This is a genomic window from Actinoplanes sp. NPDC020271 (assembly GCF_044388125.1).
Taxonomy (GTDB): Bacteria; Actinomycetota; Actinomycetes; order Mycobacteriales; family Micromonosporaceae; genus Actinoplanes.
Window position 1 is genome coordinate 1 of record NZ_JBIRWQ010000055.1, and the last position, 20065, is coordinate 20065.

At 67.0% G+C, this 20065-nt stretch carries 15 protein-coding genes; 12 read left to right on the forward strand and 3 right to left on the reverse strand.

Going from position 1 to position 20065, the window contains the following annotated elements; all coding sequences use genetic code 11:
• Positions 1 to 327 precede the first annotated feature (327 nt).
• Entirely contained in the window at positions 328 to 1041 is a 714-nt protein-coding gene (locus ACH442_RS46995) for an HAD family hydrolase (RefSeq protein WP_396344728.1), read from the reverse strand.
• A 138-nt stretch (positions 1042 to 1179) separates the two neighbouring features.
• On the opposite strand from ACH442_RS46995, the gene ACH442_RS47000 reads away from it, so the two are divergent.
• From ACH442_RS47000 to ACH442_RS47010, 3 genes are all read left to right on the forward strand, one after another.
• The gene (locus ACH442_RS47000; protein WP_396344729.1) at positions 1180 to 2253 is read left to right on the forward strand and encodes an asparaginase; all 1074 of its coding nucleotides are present in this window, start codon (positions 1180 to 1182) and stop codon (positions 2251 to 2253) included.
• Complete coding sequence (locus tag ACH442_RS47005; RefSeq protein ID WP_396344730.1) at positions 2250 to 2477, forward strand: hypothetical protein; 228 nt, start codon at positions 2250 to 2252, stop codon at positions 2475 to 2477. Before ACH442_RS47000 ends, ACH442_RS47005 begins: the two co-directional genes overlap by 4 nt.
• A gap of 198 nt (positions 2478 to 2675) precedes the next feature.
• Complete coding sequence (locus ACH442_RS47010; protein ID WP_396344731.1) at positions 2676 to 3365, forward strand: 2'-5' RNA ligase family protein; 690 nt, start codon at positions 2676 to 2678, stop codon at positions 3363 to 3365.
• On the opposite strand, the gene ACH442_RS47015 is transcribed toward ACH442_RS47010, so the two are convergent.
• Positions 3354 to 3653 (reverse strand): GNAT family N-acetyltransferase, encoded by a 300-nt coding sequence (locus tag ACH442_RS47015; RefSeq protein ID WP_396344732.1) that lies wholly within the window; start codon positions 3651 to 3653, stop codon positions 3354 to 3356. The two genes, ACH442_RS47010 and ACH442_RS47015, sit on opposite strands and share 12 nt — an antisense overlap.
• A 175-nt stretch (positions 3654 to 3828) precedes the next feature.
• Entirely contained in the window at positions 3829 to 3981 is a 153-nt protein-coding gene (locus ACH442_RS47020) for a hypothetical protein (RefSeq protein WP_396344733.1), read from the reverse strand.
• Positions 3982 to 4244: 263 nt separating this feature from the next.
• On the opposite strand from ACH442_RS47020, the gene ACH442_RS47025 reads away from it, so the two are divergent.
• From ACH442_RS47025 to ACH442_RS47065, 9 genes are all read left to right on the forward strand, one after another.
• Complete coding sequence (locus ACH442_RS47025) at positions 4245 to 5219, forward strand: TauD/TfdA dioxygenase family protein (RefSeq protein ID WP_396344734.1); 975 nt, start codon at positions 4245 to 4247, stop codon at positions 5217 to 5219.
• Positions 5220 to 5224: 5 nt separating this feature from the next.
• Positions 5225 to 5938 (forward strand): DUF6875 domain-containing protein, encoded by a 714-nt coding sequence (locus ACH442_RS47030; RefSeq protein ID WP_396344742.1) that lies wholly within the window; start codon positions 5225 to 5227, stop codon positions 5936 to 5938.
• Positions 5935 to 13032: an amino acid adenylation domain-containing protein gene (locus ACH442_RS47035; protein ID WP_396344735.1), complete on the forward strand. Its 7098-nt coding sequence runs from the start codon at positions 5935 to 5937 to the stop codon at positions 13030 to 13032. Before ACH442_RS47030 ends, ACH442_RS47035 begins: the two co-directional genes overlap by 4 nt.
• Positions 13033 to 13146: 114 nt before the next feature.
• A complete protein-coding gene (locus ACH442_RS47040; RefSeq protein ID WP_396344736.1) occupies positions 13147 to 14091 on the forward strand; it encodes a hypothetical protein in 945 nt (314 codons plus the stop codon).
• Positions 14092 to 14156: 65 nt separating this feature from the next.
• Positions 14157 to 14636 carry a nitroreductase family deazaflavin-dependent oxidoreductase gene (locus ACH442_RS47045; protein ID WP_396344737.1) on the forward strand — a complete coding sequence of 160 codons (480 nt, stop codon included), beginning with the start codon at positions 14157 to 14159 and terminating at the stop codon, positions 14634 to 14636.
• Positions 14637 to 14953: 317 nt separating this feature from the next.
• Positions 14954 to 15754 carry a hypothetical protein gene (locus ACH442_RS47050; protein WP_396344738.1) on the forward strand — a complete coding sequence of 267 codons (801 nt, stop codon included), beginning with the start codon at positions 14954 to 14956 and terminating at the stop codon, positions 15752 to 15754.
• 145 nt (positions 15755 to 15899) lie between these two features.
• Positions 15900 to 17390: an IMP dehydrogenase gene (locus tag ACH442_RS47055; protein WP_396344739.1), complete on the forward strand. Its 1491-nt coding sequence runs from the start codon at positions 15900 to 15902 to the stop codon at positions 17388 to 17390.
• Between the two features lie 324 nt (positions 17391 to 17714).
• On the forward strand, positions 17715 to 18986 hold the full coding sequence (locus ACH442_RS47060; protein WP_396344740.1) for a hypothetical protein: 1272 nt from the start codon (positions 17715 to 17717) through the stop codon (positions 18984 to 18986).
• Positions 18977 to 19690, forward strand: coding sequence for a creatininase family protein (locus ACH442_RS47065; protein WP_396344741.1), 714 nt, complete (start codon positions 18977 to 18979; stop codon positions 19688 to 19690). Before ACH442_RS47060 ends, ACH442_RS47065 begins: the two co-directional genes overlap by 10 nt.
• Positions 19691 to 20065 lie beyond the last annotated feature (375 nt).

Below are 20065 nucleotides of genomic sequence, written 5' to 3' on the forward strand. Positions count from 1 at the left end.
GCATTCAGCATGCCCTCAAAACAGCGAGAGACACGCGAATCAGATTCATTGACCAGAAGCTATGAGCCGACGCTCAAGTGAAAGACCGAGGCTAACGTCATGCTCGCGGCCCAGGTCGATCTTGCTAGCTCATACGCCGAAACTGGTGAGATGGAGGAGTGCTGCTCACTTCTGGGTGCCACCTATGACCGATTGATTGCAGTCGGCAACCTCCGAGGAATTCACCGTGCTCGCCAAGCCCGGAGACGCCTTGAGGCGTGGAACGGTGAACGTTCCGTCCGGCAACTCGATGCCCGCATGAAAACGGCCTAGGCTATGCGGCAAGCCCTAACCAATAATAACTTCCTTGACCGCAGGAATGACCTTCGAAGGGTCTAGGGATTCTAAAATTACGTCTGGCGCATGTTGCTCCAGCTCCGCCCGGGTTGCACGGTGAGTTACCACGATCACGTGAAATCCGGCGTGCCGGGCGCATGCAATGTCATTTGGCGCATCGCCAATTACAACAGTTTTTTGCGGGTCAAGCTCACGATTATAAAAATGGCCGAATCGCCGCTTCACCACGTCCGGGAGCTGGAATCGGTCTCGATCGTCCGAGCCGTAACCGCCGATCCGGAGGTCCAAATGGGCATTCAGCCCGAGTTCGCTCAGCTTAACCTCGGCCGCCGGCCGGAGATTACCCGTCAGTACCGTTTGCACGAATCCCGCTTGATGCATCTCGGTAGTGCTCGCGATCGCACCAGGATACGGCGGCTGAATAGCCCGCAACTCTAGACGCCCCTCGTCCATCACGGCTTCGAGGTTGCTAGCGAAGTAGCCAATCTGAGCCTCGACGTCGGCGGGCGAAACGCCGGAGGCAATCGCCGCATCTATAACAATAGACTCGTCTGTGTACCCATGGACTTTCTTTTCTGGGAATCTAACGCTTGTCTCCCCGAGTCCGTACGTCCTCGCGATCGCCCTACGCAGCCAGCGAAGGTCTGCCGGGATGAGCGTGCCGTCGATGTCCCAGATCACCAGGCCGGGTTCCAGTGCCTTCACCGGACCATGATTCCACACACCGCAGCATTGTTACCGCCCTGCAACAGCACGTCCACCGTCCCTGCCGTTCAGCATCCTTTTGCGGCGCGACCAGGTTTAGGCTACCCACGCAGTGACCGCCCGGAAGGATCGACCAAGTTGCCCGAACCCGTCACACCCTCCCCGCGCCCGCGAGTCGTGGTCCTCGGGCTTGGCGGCACCATCGCCATGACGCAAACCGCAGGTGGTGGTGTCACGCCCACCCTGTCGGCCCGTGATCTCGTCGATGCCGTGCCCGGGCTCGCCGACACCGGCATCGAGGTTAACACCTTGTCCCTGCTCAACCGGCCGGGCGCATCACTGACCGGTGAGGACATCCTTCAACTCGCCGAGACGCTCACCCAGCACTTCGCAGACGGTGTCGCCGGGGCGGTCATCACCCAGGGGACCGACACCATCGAAGAAACGGCCTACCTCCTCGACCTACTCCACACCGGCGCCCAACCGATCGTGGTCACCGGCGCCATGCGCAACCCCACCCTCGCCGGCGCTGACGGACCGGCCAACCTGCTCGCTGCAGTCACGGTCGCGGCGTCTCCGCGAGCCCGCGAACTCGGCTGCGTCGTCGTACTTGCCGACGAAATCCACGCCGCCGCACGGGTCCGCAAACGACACAGCATGAGCACCGCAGCTTTCGTCTCGCCCACCGGCGGCACTCTCGGCTACGTCGTCGAAGGACAGGCCCGCATCCTCAACCGACCTTCCGACCGCGCCAAGCTCAGCCACCAGCTGATCGAGCGCCCGCTACCACGGGTCGGGATCCATACTGCGGCACTCGGCGACGACGGCGCCCTGCTTCCCATCCTTGCCAGAGAACTCGACGGCCTTGTCATCGCCGGCTTCGGCGTCGGCCACGTCCCCGACATTTGGGTCACCCACCTGGAGGCCGCCGCACACCGCATCCCGGTCGTCCTCGCCTCCCGCACCGGCGCCGGCTTCACAGCTAGCACCACCTACGGATTCCCCGGGTCCGAGCGAGACCTGCTCGACCGCGGCCTCATCCCCGCCGGCATCCTTGACGCGTACAAAGCGCGTCTGCTGCTCCAGCTGACACTCGCCTCCACCAGCAGCCACGCTGAGGCACTGGCCGCCTTCACCGCCTTGAGTCAGGCAGATGGCACGCCACCGTTGAACGGCGCAGCCACTCCTTTCCCCGAAAAGATGACACGATGACACGTAGCTGGCAGACCACTGCCGGACGGACCACCGTCGCGGTCTTCGACCACCGCGACGACTTCTACTCTTCCCTCAACGAGGTTTACACCGAGCACGGCCTCCGGCAGGGCTATATCCCCATGTTCATCGCGGGCTTCGCCACCGCCGACCTCGTTGTGTCGGCTGCGGAACTCTGGCCTGGGACGAAGCTACAGATCGGATCGCGCCCCACATCCACGTAGCCGTCGGCCTCAAGGAACACAGCGCCAAGGGTCACACCTATGACGATCGCCCGAGACGGTCTTGCTATATCGACGGGCAGGCCGATTTCCTCAGTTCGCCTTTGCGCGTTGGATTTCGAGATGAGACTTCGAAGGCGTGGGGTCCGCTGAGGAGCGCAGAAGAATTCCACGAGCTAATCATGCAGATGGAGCGATTCGATGCGTGACTCGCCTCGCCCGCCGTTCGATCCCACTGATGCGTTGATGCGCTTTCGCTCCTGCGGCAGCACCTCCGACCACTGGTCGAAGCCAAGCGCGCTCTCGTCAAGCTTCGGTTACTACTGGCTCTTAACGTTCGAAAGCAACTCGGAACTCTGCGACCTGGCGACGCAGTGCGGTGATCAGCTTGTCGGCCTTCCCTATGACGTGGTCGCACGGCGCGGTCTTCACCTTACGGTCGATCGCATCGCAATGGCTTCGGGAATCTCACTGGACACCGTTTATGGCATAGCCGACATCGTGGAATCAAAACCGCCAGTCGGCGCCTTTGATGTTCAAGCTGGCTGGCTTGCCGGGACCTCCGGAGCGCTAGGCTTACTTGTCGATCCGCGAGAGCCCATTGACGCCATCGTCACAGGTGTCCGGGCTGCGGCAAAGCAGCTTCTGCCTGGCACAATTTTCAGACAAGCCAGTGGCCAGCCTCACATAACTATCGCATATGCTAATGCCCGGCGAGATATTGAAGACGTGTTCGACGTCGTCGAGCACCTTCACAGGCTTCCGCCAGTGAAGGTTGCTGTCACTAGCATTGACCTTGTTCGGCTTTCGCGTTTACGCGGTCGCTACTCGTGGAGCGTGCTACGCCAGATTAGGCTGCCGTCTGGCAATACTGCGGAGTCACCACGGTAATTTCCCAGGTTCAGCAGCCGTGACTGGCTTTTCCTCAAGGCTACGCAGGTCGTTCAGGGAGTCGCGGAGGTAAACGTCGAACATCGGTGCCGCCGCTGCGGAACCGCCTTCCATCTGGCCGACCTGGTGCCAACCCCAGTGCTGATAGATAGCTTTGGTGTCGGTCGCTGTCGGCTGGAGGGTGAGGGTGGCACGCTGCTCGGCTCGACTGGCTAGCAGCCGGTCATGAAGCGCCTTGCCCACACGGTGACCACGTGCCGTCGGGTGGACCGCGAAGTCGAAGAGCATGAAGATCCTGCCCGGCCATTCCCGGGGTGGTTTCTTCTGGCAGCGACCCGATCACGTTGCTCTAGCGCCGGGTGATGGCCAGCAGCATGAACCCGTTGGCAAAGCCGATTAAGTCTTGGCGCACGAGAGCCACAGTGATTCCGAAGGTGGGATCTGTGAGTAACTGATCGAGGCGCTAACGGTGCAATACGGATTCATCGTCGCGCCAGAAGAACGGCAGCCGGGAGAACACCTCGTCGTAGACCGTGCAGATGGCATCAAGATGTACGGCCGCGAGCTCGGCGCGTCCGCTGTGAATGGTGAACCTCTCGTCCAGCATGTTCACCATGCATTCGTTGCCTACCAGGCGCTCCCGTTGGGCTCGACTCGTACGGGCAGCGGAACCCTGTGAGGGCTCGTGTTTTTCCAGGCGACAGGGCATGTTTCCCGTCTCGGTTCCCGCGCAAATGCCCAGAGAATTCCCGCCTAAATGGCGTTCCTGTTCGTAGAGTTTGATGTGAATGTGGAGGTTAACGATGTATTGATCGACACAGCCTTTCGAGGTGAGGAGAAACAACCATGGCAAGTAGTCAAATGGTTACCAGCTTCAAAGTGCAACGGGCAGCTGGGTTCATCGGCGCCTATGTCGAGGATGTGGATTTGGCCGCCGATCTCGACGAGGCCACCGTCGCTGACCTGCGTCGGGCGCTGTTGACACACAAGGTGTTGTTCTTCCGGGATCAACGCTTGGACCACGCCGCGCATGTCACGCTGGGCCGCCAGTTCGGCACGCTGCACACCAGTCCACGGACGCAGAACCTGCCGGAGCTCGAGGGATTTCCGGAGATCCTGACGATCTCTCCCCAGGTGGACGAGCAGCTCGTGGGCGCGAACCGCGAGGCGATATTCCGCAAGAACTGGAACACGGCGCTCAGCGGCTGGCACATCGACGCGTCGCAGGTAGTAAACCCGCCGGCGATCGCGATCCTTCGCGCGGAGCGCGTTCCCCCGTACGGCGGCGACACGCACTGGACAAACCTGGTGGCCGCCTACCAAGGGCTGTCGCCGGCGGTGCGGAAAATGTGCGACGGTCTGCAGGCCGAGCACACCTTCTGGGCCGCGCACAACCTGGATCCGTCGGTGCCGGCCGAGCGGCAGGCGATGGAGGAGATCGGCAGCCAGCGCGTCGCGGTGCACCCAGTGGTACGCGTGCATCCGGAGACCGGTGAGCGTGCGCTGTTCGTCAACCCGTCGCGGACCGCCAGGATCCTGGGCATGAGCCCGGTCGAGAGCCGGCACCTGCTGAACCTGCTGTTCGAGGAACTCACCCGGCCGCAGTACACCACGCGGTTCTCGTGGACGCCCGGCTCGGTGGCGATCTGGGACAACCGGTTCACCGCGCACCTGGCCGCCACCGACATCGACCACCTCCAGGGTGAGGACGCGGTGCGGATCATGCACCGCACCTCGACGCGAGGTGAGGTGCCGGTCGGCCCGGACGGCTTCGAGTCCTACGCCACGGCGGGCCAGCCGCTGGACGCGCCCGGCGCACCGGTTCCGGCGGCCGCCGGAGCATCCCAGCGGTGAGCGCAATGTCGATGTCCGGGGCGGAGATCACGGGCGCGGCGCCGTCGGTTGTCACCGGGTCCTTGATCCGGGCCTCCGACGTCGACGAGGCGGCCGACCGGTGGCCGCAGTACGCGGCCGCGCTGCGCTGGCTGGACGAGTTCGTCACCCAGCCGCATCCCGAGCTGGGCCGGCCGGGGGCGGTCTGCCCCCGGCTGGCGCCGGCGCTGCGCGCCCGCGCGGTGTGGCTGGCCACGGTCGACGTGCCGGCCTACACGGCCGACCAGGCGGTCCTCACCGGCCGGCTGTTGATGCGGCTGTTCAACGACCTCGCCCAGCAATCGGACCGAACAGATACCACCCTGTTGGGCTTCTTCTCCGACCTGCCGGCAGATCGCACCGCCGACTTCATCGACGGTGGGCACCGGCTGCTGCGCAACGAGTTCGCTGAGCAAGGTCTGATGCTCGGCGAGTTCCACCAGGCCAGCACGGTCGGCAGCGTGCACAACCGCGCCTTGCCGGTAATGCGCAGTCCCGAACCGATGTTCGCCGTCCGCACGATGACCCCGCACGACCTGCTGTTCGCCGACCAGCCCGACACACCACCGGCTGAGCGGCTCGCCTACCTGCTGCATTTCGACCGGCACGTCAGCGCCCGGCTCAGCCCGGGCGCCCGGACGCAGTTGTACGCCCGCATCACCGCCGCTCGAACCGCCTCTCGCACTGGAGCCTCGTCGTGACCGTCCGATTGCCGTCCCCCGTCGACGCGCTCACCGTTGCGGAAGCGCAGGATGCCGCCTTCCAGGCGTATGCCTCCGAGCCGGCCATCGTCACCGCTTCGCGTACCTGGACGTACGACAACCTGGCCGGCACCGCCCACGCCGTGGCTGCCGGCCTGATCCGCGCCGGGCTGTCCACCGCGGGCGACCCGGTCGTGGCGGTGCTCCTCGACCGGTCAGCCGAGTTCGTCGCGACGGTACTGGGCGTGCTCGCGGCCGGCGCCACCTACCTGCCGCTCGATCCGCAGGCCCCCGACAGCTACGTCCAGCAGGTCATCGAGGAAGCTCGGCCGGTGCTGGTGGTGACCAGTGCCGCCCACGCTGAGCGCATCCGGACCAGGACCAAAGCACGGGTGTGCGCCTACCCCGACCTGCTCGACGCGCCGGCCGCCGAGGTTTCCGGGGTGCCGTCGTCGGCCGCGGCGTACGTCATCTACACCTCCGGATCCACCGGCACCCCGAAAGGGGTGGTGGTGCCGCACACGGCTCTGCTGAACTCGACCGCTGCCCGCACCGACATGTACGGCCGGGCCGGACGGGTGCCGCTGCTGCATTCGCCGGCGTTCGACCTCACCACTGGGGTGCTGTTCTGGACCCTGCTGACCGGCGGAACGTTGATCATCGAATCGGCGCCGCTGGCGGACGTCGCCGGCACCGTCGACCTGATCAACCGGCACAAAGCCACCCACCTGATCTATCCGGCGTCGCTGTACAGCGCCTTCCTCGAACGGATCGCAGCCCGGCCCCCGGCCAGCCTCACCGCCGTGGGCATCGGCAGTGAACGGTGGAGCCCTGCCCTGATCGACCGGCATGCCGCGGTGATGCCCGAGGCGTCGCTGGTCAACGAGTACGGGCCGACGGAAGCGTGCGTCTGCTCCAGCTACGCCATGGTCTACGACAGCGACACCAGGCATCGAGCGCCGATGAGCATCGGCACGCCGGTCCGCAACACCGGCTACCTGATCCTGGACGCCGACGGCCAGCCGGCCGGGTCGGGGGAACTGGTCATCACCGGCGCGAATCTCGCCACCGGGTACCTCAACCGTGACCAGCTCACCGAGCAGCGGTTCATCACCGTCGACGGGAAGCGCGGCTACCGCACCGGAGACCTGGTCGAGCAGGCGCCGGACGGTACCTTCGTGTTCCTCGGCCGCGCCGACCGACAGATCCAGATTGGCGGGCACCGGGTCGAACCGGGGCACGTGGAAACGGTCCTGATGGGCCATCCCGCGATCATGCAGGCCCACGTCGCCCCACGTCCGGCGTCGGACGGCGGCGACGCTGCCGCGCTGATCGCCTACCTCGTCCCGAGCCCGGGCCTGCACCGTGCCGGCGCCGACGATCCTGCGTTCATCGACGACTGCGACCGGTTCCTACGCGGCCGGCTGCCGTCGTACCTGGTGCCCGCCACCTACGTCGTCCTCGGTGAGCTTCCCCGCACCACAGCCGGGAAGATCGACGACCGCCGGCTACCCGATCCTGTCCGCACGGTGCACGACTCGGAGGATGCCGACGACGGCGACGACGTCCTGCTGCGCGGCCTCGCCGCCCGGGCCGCCACTATCCTCGGCGTCCCGCGCCTCGCCGCCAGTGCACCCCTGGCGCAGCTGGCCGTCAACTCACTGGCGCTGATCAGACTGGCCGCTGCGATCACCGCCGAGCACGGGGTCGACGTGCCGATCAGCGCGCTGTTCGCCGCCCGCACGATCACGGATGTCGCCGGCCTCGTCCGCAAGGCGACCCCCGCGGCCCGGACGATCGAACCCGGCAGCAGCGAGCCCCGCGGCGGCTATCCGCTGAGCGGGCAGCAGGCACAGATCTGTGTGCTGACCCAGCTGGCGCCGGACGCCCGCGCCTACAACACCCAGTTCTCCTTGCAACTTCACGGGCCGGTCGACGTCGACGCGTTGCAGGCGGCACTGACCAGCATCGTGGCGCGGCACGAGATCCTGCGGACCACCTTCCACGACAGTGCGACCGGCCCGGTCCAGGTCGTGCACCCGCCCTGGCCGGCCATCATCGACCTGGTCGACCTCTCCGGCGTCGAGAGGACGGACCGTGACGCGGCCCTGGCCAGCCGGATGCAGGCCGCCGTCGGCGTCGGTTTCGACATCGCCGCGTTGCCCCTGGTCCGCTGGCACCTGTTCCGGCTCGCCCACGACCAGTGGCGGCTGCTGCAGGTCGAGCATCACTTCGCCCACGACGGCTGGTCCGCGCAGCTGTTGCTGGCCGAGCTGCGCGACGCCTACACCGCGATCGTCGAAGGCCGGAATCCGGATCTGCCGGCGCTGGTGGTGCAGTACCGCGACTACGCCGACTGGTACGAACGGTGGCGCACCACCACGGACTTCGCCGCCTACGCCGACTACTGGAAGAAGCAGCTCGACGACTGCCCGGCCGACGGCGCGACCTTCACGCCGGACCGGCCCCGCTCGCCTGTCCGGTCGTTCCGGGGCGACCGGATCGACACGCACATTCCCGCCGTCGTCGTGCAACGCGTCGACGAGCTCGCCGCCCGGCACGGTGTCAGCCGGTTCGCGGTGTTCCTGTCCGCGTTCGCGGTGCAGGTGTGGCAGCACACCGGCAGCAGCGACATCGTCGTCGGCTCGGCCCTGGTCAACCGGCGGCTGCCGGGCACCGCCGAGCTGCTGGGCATGTTCGTCAACGCGCTGCCGCTGCGCGTCTACGTCGATCCGGACGCTTCAGTCGCTGATCTGCTGCACGCCACGATGACGATGCTGCTCGGTGCGCAGGACCACCAGGAACTTCCGCTGCTCGACCTGCTGGCCCACCTGGACCGGCCGCGCGATCCCGGCCACAATCCGCTGTTCAACCTCATGTTCGCGTTTCACGACACGCCCCGTCCCCTCATGCAGCTGGGGCCGGTGCAGGCGCAGCTCGTCATCGAGCACAACGCCACCGCCAAGGGCGACGTCAACGTGGTCTGTGTCCCCGACCCGGACCACGACGGCACCGGCGGTATGACGGTGCTGTGGGAGTACGACACCGACCTGTTCGACCGGGCCACCGCCGACCGGCTGCTGTCCGGGTTCGCCACGATCCTCGGCCTGCTGCCGGACAGCAGCGACCGGGCTCTCCGGCACCTGGAACTGCTCGGCGCCGACGAAACCTGCCGCATCCTCACCGCCGGCCGGGGCCGGCAGGAGCCGCTGCCGCACAACACGCTGCACGCGGGATTCGCCGCAGCCGCAGCCGTACAACCCGACGCGGTCGCCGTGCTCCACCGCGGCGCCCGGTGGACCTACCGCGACCTCGGCGAACGCGCCGCCGTCCTCCAGACGTATCTGGCCGCCGCCGGCGTCCATGCCGGTGACGTCGTCGCTATCGCCTGTCCACCCGGTATCGACCTGATCACCGCAATCCTCGCCGTGCTGCGCAGCGCGGCCCTGTACGTCTGCTTGGACCCCCGCCAGCCCGCTGCCCGCACCGGCGAGATCCTCACCGACGCCGGCGCCCGGATCATCATCACCACCGGTCAGACGGTTCTGGATCCCGACGCCGTCGGAGCTAGGACGATTGTCACCGCCGACGGTCTCCCGCCGCTCGCCGCCTCGGCCGTGCCCGCACCACAACCGGTGGAACCGGGCGACGGCGCCTACCTGGTCTACACCTCCGGGTCGACCGGCGCTCCGAAGGCCGTCGTCACCACGCACGGCAACGCGTGCACCGCCATTCACGCCCGAACCCGATTCCTGCACGACGCAGGTGCCGGCGCCGGGCCGGTCACCACCCTGATCACCCTCCCGGCCATCTTCGACGTCGGCCCGCACATGATGATGTGGACGTTCTGGTCCGGTGGCACGGTCGTCTTCCCGGACAGCACCGATCAGATCCGCGACCCCGGCGCACTGCGCGTGCTGATCGAGACTGCGGGGATCACGCACGTCAACTTCACCGCCTCGTTCTACCGGCAGTGGCTGACCGCGGTTCCCGCCAGCTGGCGGCCCCGGTTGCAGGTCGTCGCCGTCGGCGGCGAGCCGTGCACACCGCAGGACGTGCGCACGCATGCGGAGCTGCTGCCAGCGGTCGCGTTGGATCACGAGTACGGACCGACCGAAGGCACCGTCTGGTGCACCGCGCAGCGGCTGCACCCGACAAGCCCCAACCGGATGTCGCGGGTGACCGTGGGCGGGCCGCTGGTCAACTACACCGTCGCGGTTCTCGACCCGGCCGGCAATCTGGCCCCGGCCGGCGCTGCCGGCGAGCTGGTCATCGGCGGGCCCGGCGTCGCCGCCGGATACCACCGGCGCCCGGACCTGACCGGCCAGCGGTTCGTCACCCCGGCAGCCGGACCGTTCGCCGGCCAGCGGCTCTACCTCACCGGGGACCGGGCCCGGCTCACCGACACCGGTTTCGAGATCCTCGGCCGAACCGACGACCAGGTGAAGATCCGCGGTTTCCGCATCGAACTCGGTGAAATCACCACGCAGCTACGTGCCCACCCGGACGTTACCGACGCAGCCGTGCTCGTCCACGGTGACGGTGACGCCGCCCGCCTGATCGCGTATGCCGCCACCCCGGGCTCGCATACCGGGTTCGGTGAACGGCTGCGCTCCTGGCTGGGCCAGCGGTTGCCGGCCTACATGATCCCGGCCGTGTTCATGGTCGCCGACCAGCTCCCGCGAACCTCGACCGGGAAGATCGACACCAAGGCGCTGGCCATACTGCCCGCAGTCGGCGATCCGGAGCCAGGACACGGCCCCTCGACCGACCAGCAGTGGCTGCTGGCCCAAGTGTGGCGCGACGTCCTGAAGCAACCGGCCCTCGGCATCGACGACGACTTCTTCGCCGCCGGCGGCGACTCGCTGCAGGCCATCCAGGCCGCGGCCCGGATCACCGCCCTCGGTGTCACCGTCAGCGTCGCCGAACTTATCGCGGCGCCCACCGTCCGTGCCCTGGACATCCTGCTCACCAACCGCCCCGCATCGGCGAGCGTCATGGTCACCGACCGGCGACCCGCCGGCACAACCCTGGCCACCACACCTATCCAGCAATGGTTCTTCAACCTAGGCCTGGCCGACCCCGACCACTTCCACCAGGCCCGGCTGTTCCGGATCCCCGCCCACTGCGACCTGGCCCGCCTCCGGGTAGCACTGGCCTGGGCCGCCGACCGGCACGACGCCTTCCGCACCCGATTCACCCGCACCGGCGAGACATGGATGGTGGTCCTGGCCGATCAGGTGGTACCCGACCTGATCCGCGAACACACCCTGCCCCCCGACCCCGGCACGCCAACCGCGGAGCAGCTCGAGGTGGCCCTACGCGAGTTGCACAAGCAGATCCGGATCGGCGACGGCCGCCTGGCGGTGTTCGCCATCACGCACGATCCCACCGGGGAGAGCTGGCTCTACCTGATCGCCCACCACCTCATCGTCGACGTGGTGTCCTGGCAGATCCTCACCGCCGACATCGAGCACGCATACCAGCTACTCACCGACGGGCACCCGCTGCCGCACGGCGCTGCACACGGCCTACCGTCACTCGACAGCAGCGCCATCGCCCATCCGGCGCCGGATCTACGCCGCTGGGAGGCGCTGGCGGCCGCCGCCACACCCCGCCTCGGCACCGGCCAGCCCGGCACGGCCAGCCTCGCCGAACGGGTCCACCTCACGCGGCAGCTGTCGGCCCGGGCCGGCACGTACCTGCGTCTCGAGGTGCCACGCCTGCACGGCATCACCGCGCAGGCGGTCCTGCTTGCCGCCCTGAAACGAGCGATCACGCCGGCGAGCACCGGCATCGGCCTGTACGTGTGGCTGGAGGGCCACGGCCGCGGCGTGGCAGGCACCCGAGGCGCAGACCACGCCGTCGGCTGGTTGACCTCACTGCATCCGGCCCTGTTCACCGCTGACGACGGGCTGCCGGCCCGGCTCGTCGACGTGGCCACCAGCATCCACCGGCAGACCTCCGCCGCTGCGGACGCCGCCGCCGGGTTCGGTGACGCGGTGCTCCGCAACCCGGGCTCGGCGCTGTACCAACAGCTGGCCGCGGCCGGTCTTCCGCAGGTAACGGTCAACTACCTCGGTCAACCAGCCGACTCGACCGATCGGCTCCTGCAGCCCGTCGCAGCTCCTGATGGTGCCACGATCGGCGCGAGCAACGTGCTGCCGACACCGTTCGACCTCACCGTCGCCCCCGCATCGGACGGCACCGTCACCTGCCGCTTCTCCGTCGACCCGACGGTGCTCGACCCGGCACGAGCAGCCCAGGTCGCGGACCGGTTCACCGCCGAGCTCGAAGCTGCCGCCCGACTGATCCCCCTCACCGGCTCCGCAGTCGGTCCTGCCCGCCGGACCCTGTTCCTCATCCACCCGGTCGGCGGGCTGCTCGACTGGTATCTGCCCTTCGTCCACGGCCTCGGCCCCGGCTGGGAGTGCTACGGCATCCCCCGCGACCGGGCCTGCGCCGACACGACGATGCAAGACCTGGCCAGCCGGTACCTGGCCCTAATCCGGGCGGCCAAACCCGACGGCCGGTACGCCATCGGCGGCTGGTGCCTAGGCGGGCCCCTAGCATACGAAATCGCCCGCCAGGCACACGCCGACGGCGACGGCGACCGGATCGACGAGGTGATCCTGCTCGACCCGCCCCGCGCCGAACGGCCCCGCAACCCGCACGCCGTCCTGATCTCGCACATCCACAACGCCTGCCCGCACCAGAGCCGGACTACGGTCGTCGACGCGCTCGCCACGACCGGCCAGCTGCCCGTCGAGCAACGCGCGGCCGCACTAGTGGACCTGCTCGGGCCGGCCGGGCCCGGCCGAGCCGACCCGCAGTTACTGAGCCAGCTGGTGATGCGGTTGACCGACCACGCGGCGATGTCGGCCTGGCAACCCACCGCCATGGTGGGCCGAGTGACCCTCTACATCCCGCAGACCGGCACGCCCGACCACGACGACGCCGTAGCCACCTGGCAGCCCTACAGCCGTGAACTTACCGCCGTCACCATCCCGGGAGATCACGAAAGCATGCTCGTCACCGCCGAACTGATCGGCTACCTCGACGCCCCGTCAAGGCCCGGAAGCAATGACAGCTGACGGCATGCGGCCTCTTCGCCGCAGCCGGATGCCGGTAGTCCACGGCCCAGCAAGCGCAGGCATGGCCCCTGCTGACCCCCGTCACCGGGCGGAAGATCTGGCATGGAGAACGAAATGAAATATCCCTGGCTGACGGTCGTCTACCGGCCTGACGACTTCGACCCCGCCTTCCTCGCGCGGGCCACACAGCGGATGGTCGCCGCCTCCACCGAAGACGCGGACAGGGCCGGCTTCCGCTACCGGGCCATCCCGCACCACGAGTTGATACCCGGCTGCAGTGACCGGCCGCAGCTCTGGCATCACGGCAACGACCTGCTCCAGGACCGGCAACTGTTCCAGGTCGACGACTTCAGCAGCGATCCCCAGGCGCATCGTCACCTGGCCGCGATCCACCGCACCGTGAAGGCCAGCAATTCGATCCTGCTCAACCAGGCCTTCGGTGCTCCGGAATACCTGACGACCGACAAGCTGGCCATCAGCCAGCACGCCCGCAGCCTCGGCCTGCCCGCCGCGACGACGGTCGCCGTCCCGTTCGGCCGGTACGCCCGCACGGCGCTCCCGCTGATCGACGCGCAGATCGGAGCGGGCCCCTACATCCTCAAACCGCGGGAAATGGGCATGGGCTTCGCAGTGCTGAAGGCCGAAACCCGTGAACAATTGGCCGCTGCGCTGGATCTCACCGCGCAATCGGGCACGGCGTACATCGTGCAGCCCTACCTGCCCAACGACGGAGACGTCCGGGTGTTCGTCGTTGCCGGCCAGGTCGTAGTGAGCGAGCACCGCCGCCCCGCGCCCGGCTCCTACCAAGCCGGTACCAGCCAAGGCGGCACTGGTAGCGGAGGTGCGGCCACCCTCCGTATGGAGGCCGACAGCGTCCGCGTCGCGGAAAGCCTCGATGCCGCATGCCTGCAAGTCGACTGGCTGCTGACCGAGGACGGGCCCATCGCGAACGAATGGAGCGCCGGATTCGGCGGTCACCTCGCACTCCCGGCAGACGAACGCGCCCGCTGGAGCGCCGCCTACTTCGCCTGGGCCCGCACGGTGTGGTCACCGAACTGACACCCCGACCCGCATTCGCCATCAGCCCAGCACACGCCCGACACGACAGCACAGGAGCGCCGACCATGACCGCCACCGGCATCTCACCCACCGACAGCCGCCACCCGGTCATCGCCCAGCACGCCCGCACCTACGCCGCGACCGGCGGCCACCAAGGACACCTGTGGAAAGGCGCCCCCACCCTGCTGCTGACCACCACAGGCCGAGCCACCGGCCTACCGCGCCGTACGCCCTTGATCTACGGCAGGTACCACGACAGCTACCTGGTCGTCGCCTCCAATGCCGGAGCGAACGACCATCCCGACTGGTACCTCAATCTCCTGCAGACCCCGCACGTCACCATGCAGGTGATCGACCAAATCATCACAGCCCGGGCCAACCCCGCAACCGATGCAGAACGCCTGACCTGCTGGGCGATCATGACCGCTCGCTGGCCGGACTATGACTCCTACCAGAGCCGGAGCTCGCGGGTGATCCCGATCGTCGTCCTCGAACCGACGAGGGCTCAGCATCCGGCGGCGACGTCGGCAGGAGGTCAGCGGTGACCGGCATCGACATCACGCGCGCTGTGGCCGCGGCAACAGAACCCTCGGCAGCCGCGGCTGCGCTTACCGGCCAAGACGACCGTGACCACGCCGGCAACCTGTCCGAGTCATCGGCACCACCGCCGGCTCCACGCGCCGGCCTGCCTCGGGAAGTCGTCGACGGGATCCGCGAGAGTGGCCTGCTGAGGCACTTCGTGCCCGAAGGTCTCGGCGGAGCGGACGGCCAGGTCGCGGACAGCCTCGCACCGCTCATCCAACTGGGCCGCGCGGACCCCTCCGCTGGCTGGTGCGCCTCCCTGATGACGTCAGCAGCACGGATGGCGACCCACCTGCCAGGCGCAGGGCAACGTGACCTGTGGTCCGCCGGACCCGACGTGACGATCGCCGCCACGCTCAGACCGGCAGGGATCGCCACACCCGTCGACGGCGGCTGGATGCTCGACGGACGATGGCTCTACGTCAGCGGCATCACGCACTGCCAGTGGGCCCTACTGTCCACCACCAGCGGTGACGAGCCACGGTTCATGCTCGTTCCGCAGAAGGCATGCGTCATCCACGACACGTGGAACGCAGTAGGAATGCGCGCCACCGGAACCCACACCGTGCTGGTCGAGCAGTCCTTCGTCCCGCAGAGCCACTCATTTACTCGCGAGCAACTCATCCACGGGCAGCACACGACCGGTCGGCCGGTGCCGCACGAGGCGGTGTTCGGCCTCTTCTTCGCCGCCCCGCTGCTTGGCGCCGCGCAGGGCATGCTCGAGACCTGGCGGCAGCATCGACGAACCCGGCGAGGCGCCGAACACGGCACCGTCCGGGAACTCGGAGCGGCGATCGGCTACCTCGGCGCCGCCGAGGCGATGCTGTCCCACGCCGCTCACATCGCCGACACCGGCGATCTCGACGACGAGACGACCCTACGATGCCGCCTCTACCACGCCACCGCCGCCGACCTCATCGCCCAAACCACCACCATGCTGTTCCGCACCGCGGGTACCGCCGCGGTCGACGCCAGTCACCCGCTGTCCCGATTCTGGCGGGACATCATCACCGGACTCATGCATCCGGCTCTCGACCTGCCGATCGCGGCAGCAGACTACGCCCGCCTCAGCCAGACGTAACCACCACAGCCGCCACCGGCCGACCACGGTCATCCATCCAGGTGATATGTGCGATTCTTCCCGAACGGCTACGGCTGGTAATGTCACCCGATCACCGGCTCAGCCAGCACAAATATCAGCAAATCGACTGTCAAGGAGTGCAGCAGTGCGGATCCTGTCCGAGACCTCCCGCACCTTCGGTGAGTACCTGCTTCTCCCGAATCTCACCACCGAAGATTGCACCCCCGAGCGGGTCGACCTGTCCACGCCTCTGGTCCGGCACCCGGTCGGCCAGCAGTCACCGATCCGCATCGCGACGCCGATGGTCAGCGCGATTATGGGTGCCGTGTCGTCGCCCCGGCTGGCAATCGCCCTTGCCCAGGTCGGCGGCCTGTCCTTCCTCCACCAGAACCAGCCGATCGACGAGCAGGCCGCCATGGTCGCCACTGTCAAACGTCACAAAGCCGGCTTCCGGCACAGCGACGTCAACATCAAACCGTCGGCCACGCTCCACGAGGCCGACCTGCTAATCAAGGAGACCGGCCTCGACGTCGTCGTCGTCACCGACGACGGCACACCGTCAGGCCGCTTCCTCGGCCTGATCACCAGCCGGGACTACAACTTCCACCGCCACCAGCCCAGCGACAGTGTCGAGTCGCGGATGCTGCCGATCGCTGACCTCATCACCGCGCCGCAAGGAACCTCACTCGAGCAGGCCAACTCCCTGCTCTGGGACTCCCGTCAGGACGTGCTTCCCATCGTCGACACGGCCGGCCAGCTGACCGCCCTGGTGCAGCGCCGCGACTATGAACTGCACGAACAGTTCCGCAACGAGTCCGTCGACGCCGACAAACGGTTCCGTGTCGGCGCCGGCGTCAACACCCGCGACTTCAAGGAACGCATCCCAGCACTGGTCGATGCCGGTGCCGACGTGCTCTGCCTGGACTCCTCCGACGGCTTCTCCGTCTGGCAGCACCGGGTCATCGCGTTCGTCCGCGAACGGTACGGCGACAGCGTCCGCATCGGGGCAGGCAACGTCGTCGACGCCCGCGGTTTCCGCTACCTCGCCGAGGCCGGCGCCGACTTCGTGAAGGTCGGCATCGGCGGCGGATCGATCTGCATCACCCGTGATCAGAAGGGCATCGGCCGCGGCCAGGCGACCGCCCTCGCCGAGATCGTCCCCGCCCGCGACGCCTACGCGGAGAAGACCGGCATGTACGTGCCGGTGTGCTCCGACGGCGGCATCATCCACGACTCCCACATGGCCATCGCGCTCGCGTTCGGCGCGGACTTCCTCATGCTTGGACGATACTTCGCCCGCTTCGACGAGAGCCCTGCCCCGAAGGTCCGCGGTGCCGGCGGCCAGGTCCTCAAGGAATATTGGGGCGAAGGCAGCTCCCGCGCGCGTAACGCCGCCCGCTACGGACAAGGCGACATGGTCTTCGAAGAAGGCGTCGACGGGTACGTCAACTACTCCGGTGCCCTGGCAGATACTGTGAAGGTCTCCCTCGCCAAGATCCGTTCAACGATGACCAGCTGCGGATCGATCTCGCTCCGGCAGTTCCATCAAACCGCGATTCTTGAGCCGGTTTCTCAGCAGACGTTCGTGCAGAACTCCGAAGAAGTCGATCGCAACGACAGGCCGACCGTCGTTTGAGAGTTCGGCTACCGCCGCTTCACGGGCATCGCCATCTTCGGCTCGTGAGGCGGCGCCCACCGCGAGGGCGGGTCCACGAGACCGGGGGTACTTGAGCCGGCCTCCCAGCAGACCTTCAAGGCAGAACTCGGAAGTGGCCGGTCGCATCGACCGGTCGAGCGTCGCCTGATTGCGCTGCCGTCGCCTCATGCAATCCGTAAGGTGACGGCAGCTGCACCGTGCTTCGCCTCCGGCCGCCCCGTTTAGCGGGTTGTGCGCTTCGCATGGTGTTTGGGACCATTTCCCGACTGTGACCGACGCCATCCGGACCGGGAAGGAGTGGCGGTGGCGCGAACCGAGCATCAGCGCAATGAACGGTTCCGCGTGGCGCGCACACGCCTTCAACTCACGCGGCAAGCAGTCGCCGACGCGGCGAACCAGCATCTGCCTCGTCTGCACTCGATGAACGACAATGACATTGGCAAGATCGAGAGAGGCGTGGTTTCCTGGCCGGGCTACGAACGGCGCGCAGCACTCCGGAGGGTTCTTGGTGCCGCGACCGACGATGAGCTGGGCTTCGTCAATTCCCGTGCCATGTTCGCCGACTCAGGGATTGTCACACGGCGCGTTGAGCAGTTCGCCCTGCCGGCAGATGCGCTGGCTGCCGGACGATTCAACGATGTCGGAGAAGGTGCCGATCCGCTTGTGGCCTTCGCTGTCGGCGGACCGGTAAGTGGTCCATGGCTGGTCCTGCTGGACAACCTCGCGTCACTGGCCGAAACCCTGGGATGGAACGCAGTCCGGCCGTTGGCGGCTAAGCAGATGCAGAGCTTGGAAGCGCTCCGTCAGCAGGATTCCGAGCTGGCCGGACCACTCGCCGTCGCAGATGCGCGCTGGTCCGAGTTCATGAGCTGGATATGCGCAAACAACGGCGTTCCCGGCGACGATTGGCTGCGACGAGCACGCCACCGCGCGGAAACCGCGGGCGACGCTGTGGTGGAGGCGTACGTACTCATGCGGCAAAGCCAGCAAGCGCTCGATGCAGGCGACCCTGCCTCCGCCGTGGCCCTGTCGCGCAAAGCGCTGCGATACGGCCCTCTGCCGACCCGGACTCAAGCACTGTGCCTGACAAGGCTGGCGGAGGGGCTGGCCCTGGCCGGCAACGAGTCCGGGCTGGAGGCTTTGGAGGTCGCCCACCACAACGTGAAGGCCGCTTCAACGTCTCCTCATGACCACATCTCCCGACACTGCGACGTGCGGTACATCGATGGGATTCGGGCTCGCTGCCACTATCTGCTGGGAAATCACCAGGAGGCAGCGGCGCTGCTAGCGGATGTGCTCGCGGACGAACAGCCGGCCGGATCGGTCGATCTCGGGATCTGGCACGCCTACCTCGCAGAAACCCACGCACCACGGCATCCGGAGAAGAGCGCTGAGGCAGCACTGCAGGCGCTGACGGTGTCGCGGGCGGCAGACTCAGCCCGCGTCGTGCAAGCCCTGCTCCCCGTCGCTGTGGCGCTGAGGCCGCATCGTGGTCTTGACCTCGTGGCCAAGTTCCTCCAGCAGCACAGCGCAGCCGTGGCCACTCAACTGTCAGTATCGGAATCATGGACTTGATCACCCTTGCAACGACGGCGGACATCCGAGACCGCCAGCCCAAGATCGCCATTCTGCCCGTCGGCAGTTTCGAGCAGCACGGCCGTTACCTTCCGCTGGCCACCGACACGATCGTCGCGTCAGCCATAGCCGAAGGACTCGCGACCGCGTACAACCTGCTCGTCCTGCCCCCGATCACCATGTCGTGCTCACACGAACATGCGGCCTGGCCAGGGACTATCAGCCTGAGCCACCGCACCGTCAGCGCGGTCATCGACGACGTGGTGGGCAGCCTCACCGCTCAGGGCATCGACAAGTTAGCAATCATCAGCGGCCACGGCGGCAACTACTTCCTCAGCAACGTGGTCCAGTCCGCCAACGCGGCCACGCCCAGGTCTATGACGCTGTTTCCGAACCGAGATGACTGGCGGAAGGCACGTCAGGATGCCGATCTCGAGACGGATGATCATGAGGACATGCACGCCGGCGAACTCGAAGTCTCGATCCTGCTAGCGGTCGCGCCCGACGCACTGCGTGACGGCTTCAACTCTGCCGATCATCAGTCGAACGCACGACCTCACCTGTTGATCGAAGGTATGGCCGGCTACACGAGTAGCGGCGTAATCGGACGTCCCTCGGCCGGAACATCGACAAAGGGCAAGGCGATTCTGGCCAGCCTCGTGACGTCCTTCGATGCGCACCTGCACCTGCTCAACGCAGCCTGAAAAGGTCAGCTGCGACAGCATCGCCGGTCTCGTCCACACGCCGACTGCCGGCCACAGTCGGGGTGCGTCGCCGTGCAACCTCCCGCTCCAAGCCTTCCGGAGCAGTCTCACAGGCGCCAGGCACCCAAGCACGCCTGGACGACGATCCTGGACCGTCGAGGTTTTCGGTGAGAGAGCACAGATGATAGCCAACCTGGTCGATCTCCGGCGGCTACGTTTCCCCAGGTAGAAGCCGTTATTGCCGACTGGATTCCCGCCAGGTTCCCGCCTAAATTCCCGCTTAGCCTCGGCCCTTCGTTAAGGGCTGTCCAAGGAGTGGGCCGGAAACGCAGAAGTGCCTTCTGATCAGGGAAAATAGGGCTTGTCGAAGGTCCT

Excerpts from the sequence above, each read along its gene's own strand:
- ACH442_RS47005 (WP_396344730.1), top strand. The coding sequence starts at position 2,250 with ATGACACGTAGCTGGCAGACCACTGCCGGACGGACCACCGTCGCGGTC.
- ACH442_RS47010 (WP_396344731.1), top strand. The coding sequence starts at position 2,676 with ATGCGTGACTCGCCTCGCCCGCCGTTCGATCCCACTGATGCGTTGATG.
- ACH442_RS47015 (WP_396344732.1), bottom strand. The coding sequence starts at position 3,653 with ATGCTCTTCGACTTCGCGGTCCACCCGACGGCACGTGGTCACCGTGTG.
- ACH442_RS47020 (WP_396344733.1), bottom strand. The coding sequence starts at position 3,981 with ATGGTGAACATGCTGGACGAGAGGTTCACCATTCACAGCGGACGCGCC.
- ACH442_RS47030 (WP_396344742.1), top strand. The coding sequence starts at position 5,225 with ATGTCGATGTCCGGGGCGGAGATCACGGGCGCGGCGCCGTCGGTTGTC.
- ACH442_RS47040 (WP_396344736.1), top strand. The coding sequence starts at position 13,147 with ATGAAATATCCCTGGCTGACGGTCGTCTACCGGCCTGACGACTTCGAC.
- ACH442_RS47045 (WP_396344737.1), top strand. The coding sequence starts at position 14,157 with ATGACCGCCACCGGCATCTCACCCACCGACAGCCGCCACCCGGTCATC.
- ACH442_RS47050 (WP_396344738.1), top strand. The coding sequence starts at position 14,954 with ATGGCGACCCACCTGCCAGGCGCAGGGCAACGTGACCTGTGGTCCGCC.
- ACH442_RS47065 (WP_396344741.1), top strand. The coding sequence starts at position 18,977 with ATGGACTTGATCACCCTTGCAACGACGGCGGACATCCGAGACCGCCAG.